We start from the raw sequence: 14,111 nt of genomic DNA, 5'->3' as shown, positions 1-14,111 counted from the left end.
CCCATGTTTTTTACGACCTTTTCCTGACCTCTCCGACATGCCTGCACGCCGCCTGAAATGGCTGTTTCACGGCATTTATGCCTGCCGAAATGTCGTATTCGAACCGGTTGGGACGTTCGTTTTATTTGGAAAAACTCATGCCGATTCGGCATAGGGTAGGCGTTTACGGCATTAGACGTTCCCCCCTTGCATCGGAATAGTTGCGCCTTTTTTCGCCCGCACAGAGCTGTAAATGCTCGCTCGGGATGACCTTATACGGGGGCCGATGCACAAACTTTTCCGCCATTGAGCGTTCCAGTTCGCGCATCAGCCCGAGTCCAACTGAAGTAAGGGTAATGATATGAAGAAGGCAAAATTAAGCCTCGCCTGGCAGATCCTCATCGGTCTGGTCCTTGGGATTGCGATTGGCGCGCTACTCAATCATTTCAGTGCTGAAAAAGCCTGGTGGGTCAGCAACGTCCTGCAACCTGCGGGCGATATCTTTATCCGCTTGATCAAGATGATCGTGATCCCGATCGTCATCTCCTCCCTGATCGTCGGCATTGCCGGGGTCGGTGACGCCAAGAAACTTGGCCGCATCGGTCTGAAGACCATCATCTACTTCGAAATCGTCACCACCATCGCCATCGTCGTCGGCCTGCTGCTGGCCAACCTGTTCCATCCGGGCGCAGGCATCGACATGAGCACCCTGGGCACCGTGGACATCTCCAAGTACCAGGCCACCGCCGCCGAAGTGCAGCATGAACACGCGTTCATCGAGACCATCCTCAACCTGATTCCGTCGAACATCTTCGCGGCCATGGCCCGCGGCGAGATGCTGCCGATCATTTTCTTCTCGGTGCTGTTCGGCCTGGGCCTGTCGAGCCTGCAGTCCGATCTGCGCGAGCCGCTGGTGAAGATGTTCCAGGGCGTCTCCGAGAGCATGTTCAAAGTCACCCACATGATCATGAACTACGCCCCCATCGGCGTATTCGCGCTGATTTCGGTGACCGTTGCCAACTTCGGCTTCGCTTCCCTGCTGCCGTTGGCCAAGCTGGTGATCCTGGTCTATGTGGCCATCGCCTTCTTCGCCTTCGTGATCCTCGGCCTGATCGCCCGCCTGTTCGGCTTCTCGGTGCTCAAGCTGATGCGCATCTTCAAGGATGAGCTGGTGCTCGCCTACTCCACCGCCAGCTCGGAAACCGTGCTGCCGCGGGTCATCGAGAAGATGGAAGCCTACGGCGCGCCGAAAGCCATCTGCAGCTTCGTGGTGCCGACCGGCTACTCCTTCAACCTAGACGGTTCGACCCTGTACCAGAGCATCGCGGCCATCTTCATCGCCCAGCTGTACGGCATCGACCTGTCCATCAGCCAGCAATTGCTGCTGGTGCTGACCCTGATGGTCACCTCCAAAGGCATTGCCGGGGTTCCGGGCGTGTCCTTCGTGGTGCTGCTGGCCACCCTGGGCAGCGTGGGCATTCCGCTGGAAGGCCTGGCCTTCATCGCCGGTGTCGACCGTGTGATGGACATGGCGCGTACCGCCCTGAACGTGATCGGCAACGCCCTGGCGGTACTGGTCATCGCTCGTTGGGAAGGCATGTACGACGACGCCAAGGGCCAGCGCTACTGGAACTCCCTGCCGCACTGGCGCAGCAAAGAGAAGCTGCCTGCCGGCGAAATCACCAAGGGCTAAGCGCCTACTGCGTAGGAGCTGGCTTGCCAGCGAAGAGGCCCCAAGCCCTGCACATGCCTGAGGCTCGCCTTCGCCGGCAAGCCCGCTCCTACAGATGACAGACCCCGGTTAATCCGGGGTTTGTCGTTTCTGCCCGCCCCGCTATCATTCGCCGCATCTTTCGAGGGGTATGACCGATGCTCAATGGCCTGTGGCTTGGCTTCTTTGTCGTGGCGACCGTGTCGGCCCTGGCCCAGTGGCTGGTGGGCGGCAATGCCGGGATTTTCGCCGCCATGGTGGAAAGCATCTTCGCCATGGCCAAGCTGTCGGTGGAGGTGATGGTGCTGCTGTTCGGCACCCTGACCCTGTGGCTGGGCTTTCTGCGGATCGCCGAGAAGGCCGGCATCGTCGAATGGCTGGCCAAGGTCCTGGGTCCGCTGTTCAAGCGCCTGATGCCGGAGGTGCCGCCCGGTCACCCGGCCCTGGGCCTGATCACCCTGAACTTCGCCGCCAACGGCCTGGGCCTGGACAACGCCGCCACGCCCATCGGCCTCAAGGCCATGCGTGCCTTGCAGGAGCTCAATCCCAGCGCCACCACCGCCAGCAATGCGCAGATCCTGTTCCTGGTGCTCAACGCCTCGTCCCTGACCCTGCTGCCGGTGACCATCTTCATGTACCGCGCCCAGCAAGGCGCGGCGGACCCGACCCTGGTGTTCCTGCCGATCCTCCTGGCTACCAGTGCCTCGACCCTGGTGGGCCTGCTGTCGGTGGCGGTGATGCAGCGCCTGCGTCTGTGGGACCCGGTGGTGCTGGCCTACCTGATCCCTGGGGCCCTGGCCCTGGGCGCCTTCATGGCCTTGCTGGCGACCCTCTCGGCCACGGCCCTGGCGTCGTTGTCGTCGATCCTCGGCAACCTCACGCTGTTTGGTCTGATCATGCTGTTCCTGGTGATTGGCGCGCTGCGCAAGGTCAAGGTCTACGAGGCCTTTGTCGAAGGCGCCAAGGAAGGCTTCGAGGTGGCCAAGAACCTCTTGCCGTACCTGGTGGCGATGCTCTGCGCCATCGGCGTGCTGCGGGCTTCCGGGGCCCTGGATTTCGGCCTCGACGGCATCCGCCACCTGGTGGCCTGGGCCGGTTGGGACACGCGCTTCGTCGATGCCCTGCCCACCGCCATGGTCAAGCCGTTCTCCGGCAGTGCCGCCCGGGCCATGCTGATCGAAACCATGAAGACCCAGGGCGTGGACAGCTTCCCGGCCCTGGTGGCGGCGACCATCCAGGGCAGCACCGAAACCACCTTCTATGTGCTGGCGGTCTACTTCGGCGCGGTGGGCATCCAGCGGGTGCGGCACGCCGTGGGCTGTGCCTTGCTGGCGGAGTTCGCCGGCGTGGTGGCGGCGATTGCGGTTTGCTACTGGTTCTTTGGCTGAGTTGACCGAGTCTTCGCCGGCAAGCCGGCTCCTACACCACCCGTAGGAGCCGGCTTGCCGGCGAATGGGCGCTCAATGCTTGAGCGCCCGATTGCCCTGCCCCACCGCCCAATCCACCACCTGGCGGGTCAGCGCATCGCCGGCCTGGCCAAATCCCGTCACCACCGCCGGCACCGCGGTTTCAGTCAGCGGCTGGCGCACTTCAAAACGTCGACTGGCGAGGATCTTCTGGTCATTGCCACGAATCAGCCGCGCATCCAGGCGGATCACCACCTGGGCGGCACTGCCCTGGTATTCGGTCTGGAAGGCTTGCAGGTCGCCGCCCAGGGCCAGGTCGGTCTGCAGGTTGCTGTCATCGGTACTCAACAGCTGCACCCGGCCATCGCGCTGGAAGCCGTCCAGCAGGCGGTTGCGCAGCAGGATCGGTGCCGGGTCGCTCCAGCGCGAGGCCTTGTAGCTGCTGATCAGATTGCCCTGGGGAATCACCGCGATCCGCGCGCTGTTCAGCGCATCGCTGGCCTGGGGCTTGAGCAGCTGCAAGGACCACGGCAGGGCCTGGCTCGGGGCCGTGGCAGCGGCCTGGCCCACTGGTAGCCGATAGATGTCCAGCGGCTCGCCCTTGGGCAGGATCGAGCAGGCGCTGGTCAGGGCCAGTACGGCACTCAGGGCCAGGGGGGCAAACAGGCGATCGGCACGCTTCATGGCGTGAACTCCTTGTTCTTCTCGTTACCCAGCAAGTAACCGCCGGGGTTGGCTTCCAGGCGGCGGGTGATGCTTCGCAGCGAGCCCAGGGTCTCGCGCAGTTCGCGTACCGCTGGCGCCAGGCCGTTGAGGCCCTGCATGCCGTTGTTCAGCGAGTCCTGATTGTTGCTCAGCAAGGTGTTCAGGGTGGCGCTGCTCTGCTCCAGGTTGCGCATGGCCTGTGCGGCGCTGCCAACCATCTGTTTGCCCTGGTCGCTGAGCAGGCCGTTGGCGTTGCGCATCAGCGCGGTGGTTTGTTCCAGCATGGCGCTGGTCTGCTTGCTGATGGTGCCCAGCTGCTGCATCAGCTGGCGCAGGTCATCACGTTGCCCGGCGATGCTCGCCGAGGTTTTCTGCAGGTTGTCCAGGGTGCTGCTGACCCGTTCCACGTTGTCCGGGGAGAACATGCGGTTGGCGTTGTGCAGCAGCAGGTTGACCCCGGTCATCAGGTCGTTGCTGTTGTTCAGCAGGCGGGCAATGGGCGATGGCGAGGCGATGATGGTTGGCAGGTGGCCGTCCTTGCCCTTGAGGGGCGGGCTTTGCGGCGTGCCGCCGCTGAGCTGGATGATCGAGGTGCCGGTGATGCCGGTCAGGGCCAGCTTGGCCTGGGTGTCTTCCTTGATCGGGGTTTCACTGCCCAGGCGGATCTGCGCCAGCACCCGGCGCGGGTCCTTGGGGTCCAGGCGCAGGTTGACCACATCGCCGACCTTGATCCCGCTGTATTGCACGGCACTGCCCTTGGACAGGCCGCTGACCGCCTCGTTGAAGACGATCTCGTAGTCCTGGAAGGCGCTGTCGACGCTGGACTTGGCCAGCCACAGGCCGAACAGCAGGGCGCCGGCCACCACGATCACGGTGAACAGGCCGATCAGTACATGATGGGCTCGGGTTTCCATGTCATCCCTCGTTGGTCTGTGTAGCGGCCTGGTAGGCCGCGCGGCCGCGAGGGCCATGGAAGTACTGGTGGATCCACTCGTCCGGGGTTTCGGCGACCACGTCGATGGCGTCCGCCACCAGCACCTTTTTCTGCGCCAGCACCGCCACTCGGTCGGTGATGGTGTAGAGCGTGTCCAGGTCGTGGGTGACCAGGAACACGCTCAGGCCCAGGGCATCGCGCAGGGTCAGGATCAACTGGTCGAAGGCGGCGGCCCCCACCGGGTCGAGGCCGGCGGTGGGTTCGTCGAGAAACAGGATGTCCGGGTCCAGGGCCAGGGCGCGGGCCAGGGCCGCACGCTTGATCATGCCGCCGGAGAGTGAGGCCGGGTATTTGTCCGCCGCCGACAGCGGCAGCCCGGCCAGTGCCAGCTTGACCGCCGCCAGGTGCTCGGCGTCGGCGCGAGACAGCCCGGCATGTTCGATCAGTGGCAGGGCGACGTTCTCGGTCACTGTCAGCGAGGTGAACAGCGCGCCCTTCTGGAACAGCACGCCAAAGCGCCGTTCGATCAACGAGCGTTGTTGTTCCGGCAGGCTCGGCAGGTCCTGGCCAAACACCCGTACCGAACCTTCGCTGGGTTGGCGCAGGCCGACGATGCTGCGCAGCAGCACCGACTTGCCGCTGCCCGAGCCGCCGACCACGCCAAGAATCTCGCCCTTGTACACGTCCAGGTCGAGGTTCTCGTGCACGCTCTGCTTGCCGAAGCGATTGCACAGGCCCCGGACCTCGATCACTGCCTCGGCAGGTGCCCGCGGTGCCCGGCTCACCAGCCCATCTCCATGAAGAACAGCGCGGCCACGGCGTCGATGACGATCACCACGAAGATCGACTGCACCACGCTGGAGGTGGTGTGGGCCCCCACCGACTCGGCGCTGCCGCTGACCTTGAAACCCTCCAGGCAACCGATGGCGGCGATCAGGAAGGCGAAGATCGGCGCTTTCACCAGGCCCAGCAGGAAGTGCTTAACACCGATGTCCGAATGCAGCAGGGAAAGGAACATCGCCGGCGAGATATCCAGGGACAGGGCACAGACCACGGCGCCGCCAATGATCCCCGAGAGCATCGCCAGGAAGGTCAGCATCGGCAGCGCCACCAGCAATGCCAGGACCCGGGGCAGTACCAGCAGCTCCATCGGGTCCAGGCCCAGGGTACGGATCGCATCGATCTCTTCGTTGGCCTTCATCGAGCCGATCTGTGCGGTGAAGGCGCTGGCGGTGCGTCCGGCCATGAGAATCGCGGTGAGCAGGACGCCGAACTCCCGCAGAAAGGAAAACGCCACCAGGTCCACGGTGAAGATGCTGGCGCCGAAATTGGCCAGCACCGTGGCCCCGAGAAAGGCCACCACCGCGCCCACCAGGAAGGTCAGCAAGGCGACGATGGGGGCGGCGTCGAGGCCGGTCTGTTCGATATGCGCCACCACCGGGGTGATGCGCCAGCGTTTGGGGCGCAGCAGGCCGCGGGCCAGGGTTTCTAGGATCAGGCCGATGAAGCCGAGGGCTTTCAGGGTGTCCTGCCAGACGGTGTAGACCGCGCTGCCGATGCGCGAGAGCAATTGCACGCTGACGGAAATCTCCGGCTCCCTGACCGGCACACAGAAATCGTTGAGCGAGCTGTAGACCGTGTGCAGCAGCGCGCGGTCGGCGCTGGACAGGGTGCAGCCCGGGTGTTCGGCGGACTGGCCCAGGCGCTCGGCGCCCAGCAGCTCCACCAGCAGCGAGGCGCCGGCGGTGTCCAGGGCTCCCAGGCCGTTGAGGTCGATGTGGGTGCTGCTGTCGTAGTGGCCGTCGAGGCTCTGGCAGAGACGCTTGAGGTCGCTGTAGTGGGCCAGCGTCCAGTCGCCGCCGATGCGCAGTTGCGCCGGAGAGTGGGCGTTGTCCAGTTGAGCGGTGCCGGGCGTCATGCGGGTATTCATAAGCTCCGAGCTTGCGTGGCGATTGCGCAGTGCTACGTAATAGCACGATCGCCGTTACTTTGCCTCGCCGCTCTTGGCCGCATCTTGATCTGGATCGGTGATCTCGAAACGCAGCACACCAATCACCTGCCCGTCCTCGGTGATGACCCGCACCTGCCAGTTGCCCGTCGGGTTGGCCGGGAAATTCTGCTTGTGGGACCAGGCGCGGTAGCCCTCCTTGCGCCCGCCGTGGATATCCAGGGCGATGCGGTCCACTTCGTTGCCGTTGAACTGCCAGACGTGATAGATGCGCTCGTCCAGGCCCCGGGGAGCGTTGATCGCGGTGTAGGCGTACAAGCCGTCGCTGCGCACCTGGCGGCTGCTGACCTGTTCCAGGCTGTCTCCCGGCGTGCGGTCCTGAAGCTGGGTGCTGATGGCGTCCTCGGTCAGCCACAGGGTGGCCGGCGGCACCCAGGAGCGCAGCAGCCAGCCGGTGCTGCCGATGGCCAGGGTGATGCACAGCACCGCCAGGGCACTGCGCAGGCTGCGGATCGGCAGGATCGACGCCAGGCTGGGGAAGGACAGGAGCATGGCGATGCCCAGGGCCAGCTTGAAGCTCTGGGCCGTGGTCAGGTGCAGGATCAACGGCAGCGCGGTGAGCAGTGCGGCGAACAGCGTCAGGGTGTGCAGGGCGAGGAACAGCCAGCGCCGCGGGGCCAGCCATTTGTAGTACAGCGGGTCGGTGATGGAGATCAGTGCCGCCGCCCCCAGCAAGCCGGTGAACACCAGTTGGCCGCTGTTCCAGCTGGTGGTGATGAAGAAGAACGGCAGGACGAAGAACAGGCTTTCCTGATGGATCATCTGCGTGGCGTAACGCAGCAGCGGCTGGGGGATCTCGCGCTTGAAGACCTTGGTGAACAGTTGGGTCAGGCTGTTTTCCAGCATCAGCCAGACCCAGCTCACCAGCAGGATCACGGCGATCCACGAGGCCAGGCTCTGCTGTCGGTCCACCAGGATGAAGCTGCCGACTCCGGAGATGAAACCGCCGAGCGCAATGACCCCCGGGTAGCGCTTGATCAGTTCCAGAACGCGCTGAATATAGAGGGTCAGGTTAGGCATCGGGCGGGGTCACAGTCTGGGCAGGGAAAAACCGCGACAGGATACCGTTGGCCGCTGCCCGTGGCGAGGGAGCTTGCGCGGGCTGGAGCCTGCAACGCGGCCCCGCTCCGCCGTCGGATGCAAGCTGCGGGGCCAATGCCTGTGCTCCTGCTACAGCCGACTGGCGGGGCGCCGACGGTGCCACAGGCAGGTGCCGAGGCTGGCGCAGAGGATCAGGCCCAGCAGGCCGGCGCCCAGCCACAGCAGTTGTTCATCGCCCAGCAGCGGCTTTTCGATGCGCAGGTAGCCCGGCTGTTGCAGCAGTTGCTTCAGGGCCCGATTGGCCTGGTCCAGGCTGACTGCCCGCAGGCGCTTGGCCGGGTCGCTGAAACGGCCGTTGTCGAAGTCTCCCAGGGCGCTCCAGTAGTAGTCCGCCAGGGCGCTGTTGCCTTGCACTGCCCAGGCCTGGCGGTCGATGGCGGCCTGTTTCAGGCGTTCGAAGGTGGCCGGGTCGAGGCCGTCCTTGAGCAGGCTCGCCTTGAGCTGTTCGACCACGTGCCGGGCCTGGGGCAGCGCATCACGCTCCAGGTCGGCGTTGAGGCTGAGAAACCCTACCCCACCGAAGACTTCCCGATCGCTCCAGGGGCCGTAGGACAGTTCGTGCTCCAGGCGCAGCTGACGGTACAGCGCCCAGTCCAGGTAGTCCTTGAGCAGGTCGAACGTCTCGTCGTGTTGCTGTTCCAGCAGGGGTTCGGGAAACAGCCAGTGCAGCTGTGCGCTCTGCCCGACCCAGCCATGGATCAGGTCGCGCTCGGCGGCGGCCGTGCGCTGGATCTGCGGCAAATCGGGGTGCTCGCTGGGCTCCACCGGAACCAGGGCACCGTAGGTGCGCTGCAGATAGGCCGGCAGCAGGCGGTCGAGTTCGCCGACCACGATCAGGGTCATGTTGTTGGGGGCGTACCAGTCCCGGCGCACCTGCTCCAGGCGGGCCAGGGTCAGGTGCCCGACCTCGGCGCGCTCGGCACATTTGAGCCCCAGCTCCACCGCCAGCTGGTTGCCGGCCTTGTGGCCCAGGTCCTGGCGGTCGAGCCAGCGCTGCAGGTGCGAGTAATGGCCACCGTCTTCGCGCTCCACCACCTGTTTGGCGGCGGCCACGGCGTTGTCGTCAAGGCGGGTGCGGGTCAGCAGTGACAGCAGCAGGTCGAGGACCTTGCGCTGGTTTCTCGCCGGGGCCTCGATGACGAAAGTGGTGTCGGCATTGCTGGTGTAGGCATTCCATTCGCCGCCCAGGGCTTGCATGCGCTCTTCCAGGCCGCCTTCACCGCTGGCGTCGATGCCGCTGAACAGCAGGTGTTCCAGCAGGTGCGGCAGTTCCTTGTCGGCACAGGCGAAATCGTCCAGGCCGACCCCCACCACCAGGCGGATCGCCATGTGGCCGCGTTCGCTACCGGGCTTGAGCAGCAGCTGCAGGCCGTTGGGCAGGGTGTAGCCTTCGACCTGGAAACGATCCAGGGCCCAACCTTGTGCGCTGCCCAGCAGCAGGCAGGCGAATAACAGACAACGCATAACAAGCTTCCTTACGGCGTGCGTAAGTTTTAGAGACTGCATGTAACTCTGGACGTTCAGGGTGAATGGGTGATGTCAGCCATGTCTTCGACTTGCAGGGCTCCGGTGTCCGAGGTTTCCAGGACCACGTAGGCGCTGCTGCAGAACAGCGAGTTGAGACGCTTCATGTCGGCGATCAGTTCCAGGTGCAGGGAGCTGGTTTCGATGCTTTGCACGATCTTGCGCTGCAGGCGGCTGACGTGGGCGTGGGCCAGGCGCCGTTCCTGGGCGCGGAAGCGGCGTTTCTCCCGCAGCAGTTGCCGGGCGCTTTCCGGGTCGGCGCTGAGGAACACCGAAAGTCCCAGGCGCAGGTTGGCAATCAGTTGGCCATGCAGCCCGGTCAGTTCTTCCAGGCCGACGTCGGAGAAGGATCGGCGTTGCGAGGTCTTTTGCTGCTGGACCTTGCGCAGCATGCGTTCGATCAGGTCGCTGGCCAGCTTGAGGTTGATCGCCAGTTCGATGATTTCCGCCCAGCGCCGACTGTCCTGCTCGCTCAGGTCCTCCCGGGGCATCTGCGCCAGGTACAGCTTGATGGCGCTGTACAGCGCTTCGACATCATCGCTCAGGGCACGCAACTCCTGGGTGATGGCGGTCTGTTTGCCCCGCAGCACATCACGCATGGCTTCCAGCATGTTGTCGATCAGATCGCCGATGCGCAGGGTCTCCCGGGCGGCGTTGGCCAGGGCCAGGCTCGGGGTGGCCAGGGCGGCCGGGTCCAGGTGCCGTGGGCGCGCGCGGCCATTGTCCTGGGGTCGTTCCGGCAGCAGCCAGGTGCAGAGCCGGGCCATGGGGCTGACACTGGGCAGCAGCAACAGGCAACGCGCGGTGTTGTACAGCAGGTGGAAGCCGATCACCACTTCCTGGGGGCTGAAGTCCAGGCTGTCCATCCAGTGGGCCAGGGGGTCGAGCACCGGGATGATCAGCAGCAGGCCGATCAGTTTGTACAGCAGGCTGCCCAGGGCCACCTGGCGGCCGGCGGCGTTTTGCATGCTGGTGCCGAGGAAGGCCAGCACCCCGCTGCCGATGTTGGCGCCGATCACCAGGCCGATGGCCACCGGCAGGCTGATGACGCCGGCCCCGGCCAGGGTGGCGGTGAGCAACACCGCCGCCAGGCTGGAGTAGGACACCATGGCGAAGACCGCGCCCATCAGGGCATCCAGAAGGATGTCGCCGGTCAGCGAGGCGAACAGCACCTTCACCCCCTGGGCGTGGGTAATCGGTGCGGCGGCTTCGACGATCAGTTGCAGGGCCAGGATGATCAGGCCCAGGCCGATGCCGACCCGGCCCAGCTGCCCGGCACGGGTCTGCTTGCGCGAGAGGAAGAAGATCACCCCGAGGAAGATCAGCAGCGGCGACAGCCACGACAGGTCGAAGGTCAGCACCCGGGCCATCAGCGCGGTGCCGACATCGGCGCCGAGCATGGTCGCCAGCGCCGGGGTCAGGGCCATCAGGCCCTGGCCGACAAAGGAGGTCACCAGCATTGCCGTGGCGTTGCTGCTCTGGACCATGGCCGTCACCAGGATGCCGGCGACGAAGGCCAGCGGTCGTCGGGCCATGTTCTGGCCGATCACATGGCGCAGGTTGGAACCGTAGACCCGCAGGATGCCGGTACGGACGATGTGCGTGCCCCAGATCAGCAGGGCCACGGCGGAAAGCAGATTGAGCAGGGTCAGCATGAGAGGGCCCCCCTGGGGTGAAGAGCCCCAAGCGGGGCCAGTGGACATTGTTGCGCGAGGTTCTACGTTATGTATTTAAGCTGTAGTTGGCTAACGCACAGGGCGCCAGCATCGCATAGCTCAAGCGGTGTTTGAAACAAAACTGTCATGAAAACAACCGGCTGCAGACGTGAAAAAGGGGCTCGAAAGCCCCTTGTTCCTGACGCGCATTCGCGGTTATTGACCGGGAACGTCCTTGCGCAGTTTCACCGGATCCTGCTGTTTTTTCTTCTTCGCGATGGCGGTGCGCATCTTGATGTTGATGGCTTCCACCGCCAGGGAGAAGGCCATGGCGAAGTAGACGTAGCCTTTTGGCACGTGCACGTCGAAGGCCTCGGCGATCAGAACCGTACCCACCACCAGCAGGAACGACAGCGCGAGCATCTTCAGCGACGGGTGCTTGTCGATGAACTCGCTGATGGTCCCGGCGGCCAGCATCATCACCAGCACCGCGACAATGATCGCCGCCACCATCACCGGTACGTGGGAGACCATGCCCACTGCGGTGATCACCGAGTCCAGGGAGAAGACGATGTCGATGATCGCGATCTGGATGATGGTGTAGAAGAAGTTGCCGCCCTTGCCTTTGGGCTCATCCAGGGTTTCGTCCTCGCCTTCCAGGGCGTGGTACATCTCCTGGGAGCTTTTCCACAGCAGGAACAGGCCGCCGAAGAACAGGATCAGGTCACGCCCGGAAATGCCCTGGCCGAAGACCACGAACAGGTCGGCCGTGAGGCGCATGACCCAGGTGATCGACAGCAGCAACAGAATGCGCGTGACCATGGCCAGCGCCAGGCCGAAGATCCGGGTGCGCGGCTGCATGTGCTTGGGCATGCGGCTGACCAGGATCGAGATCATGATGATGTTGTCGATGCCCAGGACGATTTCCAGGGCGGTCAGGGTGAAGAAGGCAACCCAGATTTCCGGGTTGGTCAGCCATTCCATGTGTAGTCCTTTGCGCGAGTGTTATGGCCCGGGCCGTGACGCCGGCCCGGGCGGGGAATCATTGCCTTTAAAGCGTGCTGAACAGCGGAAAGATCCCCATCAGCAAAGCGGCGAACATTATGCACAGGCAGACCAGCACTGCCCACTTGAGGGTGAAGCGTTGATGGTCGCCAAACTCGATGCCGGCCAGGGCCACCAGCAGGTAGGTCGAGGGTACCAGCGGGCTGAGCAGGTGCACCGGTTGGCCGACGATTGACGCCCGGGCCATTTCCACCGCGGTGATGCCGTAGTGGCTGGCGGCTTCGGCCAGCACCGGCAGCACGCCGTAGTAGAAGGCATCGTTGGACATGAAGAAGGTGAACGGCATGCTCACCAGCGCGGTGATCACCGCGAGGTACGGCCCCAGGGCGTCCGGGATCACCGCCAGCAGGCTCTTGGACATGGCGTCGACCATGCCGGTGCCCGACAGGATGCCGGTGAAGATGCCCGCCGCGAAGATCAGCCCGACCACCGCCAGCACGCTGCCGGCGTGGGCCGCGACCCGGTCCTTCTGCTGCTGCAGGCAGGGGTAGTTGACGATCATGGCGATGCTGAAGGCCACCATGAACAGCACCGGCAGCGGCAACAGGCCGGCGATCAGTGCGCACATCAGGGCGAAGGTCAGGGCGCCGTTGAACCAGATCAGCTTCGGCCGGCGCGCATCCGGGTACTGCGACACGCTGATTTCGCTGTGGTCGATCTCGTCGCCCGCCAGGTGCAGTTCGCCCAGGCGTGCCCGCTCACGCTTGCCGTACAGGTAGGCGATCAGCAGGATCGCCACCACGCCGGCGAGCATCGCCGGGATCATGGGCACGAAGATGTCCGAGGGGTCCACGTGCAGGGCGCTGGCGGCCCGAGCGGTGGGGCCGCCCCAGGGAGTCATGTTCATCACGCCGCCGGCGAGAATGATCAGCCCGGCCATGATCCGCGGGCTCATGCCGATGCGGCTGTACAGCGGCAGCATGGCGGCCACGCAGATCATGTAGGTGGTGGCGCCGTCACCGTCCAGGGACACCACCAGGGCCAGCACCGCAGTACCCACCGAAACCTTCAGCGGGTCGCCCTTGACCAGCTTGAGGATCTTGCGCACCGCCGGGTCGAACAGCCCGGAGTCGATCATCAGGGCGAAATACAGAATGGCGAACATCAGCATCACGCCGGTGGGCGCCAGCTTGGTGATGCCTTCGAGCATCATCGGGCCGATTTTCGGCGCGAAACCGCCGAACAGGGCGAACAGAATAGGCACGATGATCAGCGCGATCAGCGCCGACAGGCGCTTGGTCATGATCAGGAACATGAACGTGATGACCATGGCAAAGCCAAGGAAAGTCAGCATGGGAATACTCCAGGCGTAGCGCGGCTAGGGAATGGCGAACCGGGTGGGATCAGCGCAGAACGGCAAGCACGAGGCGTACGGGAGGAGTTGTAGCGAACAGGCGGGTACGAGCGGACATCAGAATCACCATTGTTGTTGTTAATAGGGCCGGGAGCGCGAGAAACGCCCGCTGTGGCCAACCGGTCTGTTGCCGGTAGTGGAGGCGATGCTAATCGGGGAAGCTTTCAGCCAGCTTTCGCCGTTGAAAGGAAAGGCTGGATGTTCCGCCAGGCGACCAGTGGCATACAGTGACGGGCATTGGCCCACAGGAGGGATGCACATGAGTGAGTTGCACACCGGAGGCTGCCACTGCGGGCGGCTGCGCTACCAGTTCAGCGGGCCGCTGCGGGATATCGCCCACTGCCATTGCTCGATCTGCCGCCGGACCAGTGGCGGCCTGGTGACCACCTGGATCACCCTGCCCGCCTCGGCTTTCACCTGGCTGGAGGGGGTTCCCGCCCGCTACGACTCTTCTGCAAGTTGCGCGCGCTATTTCTGCAGCAACTGTGGGGCTCACCTGGCGTTGGTCACCCACCTGAGCCCGGACAGCATCGATGTCACCATCGCCACCCTGGACCACCCGGAGCTGGCGCCGGCGGACCGGCACATCTGGACCGACAGCCGCCTGCCCTGGCTGCACCTGGACCAGCACCTGCCGCAAGAGCCGCAAGAAACCCTGTAGGCCCTGCC

At 64.5% G+C, this 14,111-nt stretch carries 12 protein-coding genes; 3 read left to right on the top strand and 9 right to left on the bottom strand.

Features of this window, described 5'->3' with window-relative positions; translation table 11 throughout:
• Positions 1-340 precede the first annotated feature (340 nt).
• Positions 341-1,672, top strand: coding sequence for a glutamate/aspartate:proton symporter GltP (gene gltP / locus L1O02_RS30450; protein ID WP_060836892.1), 1,332 nt, complete (start codon positions 341-343; stop codon positions 1,670-1,672).
• 176 nt (positions 1,673-1,848) lie between these two features.
• The gene (locus L1O02_RS30445; protein ID WP_060842083.1) at positions 1,849-3,078 is read left to right on the top strand and encodes a spore maturation protein; all 1,230 of its coding nucleotides are present in this window, start codon (positions 1,849-1,851) and stop codon (positions 3,076-3,078) included.
• 72 nt (positions 3,079-3,150) lie between these two features.
• On the opposite strand, the gene L1O02_RS30440 is transcribed toward L1O02_RS30445, so the two are convergent.
• The 9 genes from L1O02_RS30440 to L1O02_RS30400 all read right to left on the bottom strand — a co-directional run bounded on the left by L1O02_RS30440 (position 3,151) and on the right by L1O02_RS30400 (position 13,382).
• A complete protein-coding gene (locus L1O02_RS30440; RefSeq protein ID WP_060842084.1) occupies positions 3,151-3,780 on the bottom strand; it encodes an ABC-type transport auxiliary lipoprotein family protein in 630 nt (209 codons plus the stop codon).
• Complete coding sequence (locus tag L1O02_RS30435) at positions 3,777-4,715, bottom strand: MlaD family protein (RefSeq protein ID WP_060836895.1); 939 nt, start codon at positions 4,713-4,715, stop codon at positions 3,777-3,779. Before L1O02_RS30435 ends, L1O02_RS30440 begins: the two co-directional genes overlap by 4 nt.
• Position 4,716: 1 nt before the next feature.
• Positions 4,717-5,520, bottom strand: a complete 804-nt coding sequence (locus L1O02_RS30430) for an ATP-binding cassette domain-containing protein (protein WP_060836896.1) — start codon at positions 5,518-5,520, stop codon at positions 4,717-4,719.
• Positions 5,517-6,665, bottom strand: a complete 1,149-nt coding sequence (locus L1O02_RS30425) for an ABC transporter permease (protein WP_060842086.1) — start codon at positions 6,663-6,665, stop codon at positions 5,517-5,519. Before L1O02_RS30425 ends, L1O02_RS30430 begins: the two co-directional genes overlap by 4 nt.
• Before the next feature lie 54 nt (positions 6,666-6,719).
• Complete coding sequence (locus L1O02_RS30420) at positions 6,720-7,763, bottom strand: DUF5924 family protein (RefSeq protein WP_060842087.1); 1,044 nt, start codon at positions 7,761-7,763, stop codon at positions 6,720-6,722.
• A 150-nt stretch (positions 7,764-7,913) separates the two neighbouring features.
• Positions 7,914-9,308: an insulinase family protein gene (locus L1O02_RS30415; protein ID WP_108544919.1), complete on the bottom strand. Its 1,395-nt coding sequence runs from the start codon at positions 9,306-9,308 to the stop codon at positions 7,914-7,916.
• Between the two features lie 56 nt (positions 9,309-9,364).
• Positions 9,365-11,023, bottom strand: coding sequence for a Na/Pi cotransporter family protein (locus L1O02_RS30410; RefSeq protein ID WP_108544918.1), 1,659 nt, complete (start codon positions 11,021-11,023; stop codon positions 9,365-9,367).
• A gap of 216 nt (positions 11,024-11,239) precedes the next feature.
• Complete coding sequence (locus L1O02_RS30405) at positions 11,240-12,007, bottom strand: TerC family protein (RefSeq protein ID WP_060836901.1); 768 nt, start codon at positions 12,005-12,007, stop codon at positions 11,240-11,242.
• Positions 12,008-12,074: 67 nt separating this feature from the next.
• A complete protein-coding gene (locus L1O02_RS30400) occupies positions 12,075-13,382 on the bottom strand; it encodes a CitMHS family transporter (protein ID WP_060836902.1) in 1,308 nt (435 codons plus the stop codon).
• Positions 13,383-13,701: 319 nt separating this feature from the next.
• Between L1O02_RS30400 and L1O02_RS30395 the strand changes: the two genes are divergently transcribed.
• On the top strand, positions 13,702-14,103 hold the full coding sequence (locus L1O02_RS30395; RefSeq protein WP_108544917.1) for a GFA family protein: 402 nt from the start codon (positions 13,702-13,704) through the stop codon (positions 14,101-14,103).
• The last annotated feature ends 8 nt before the right edge of the window (positions 14,104-14,111 follow it).

It is taken from the genome of Pseudomonas sp. BC42, assembly GCF_021560055.1.
Taxonomy (GTDB): Bacteria; Pseudomonadota; Gammaproteobacteria; order Pseudomonadales; family Pseudomonadaceae; genus Aquipseudomonas.
Note: the sequence above shows the minus strand (reverse complement) of the source record. Positions and strands in the feature narration are given on the sequence as shown.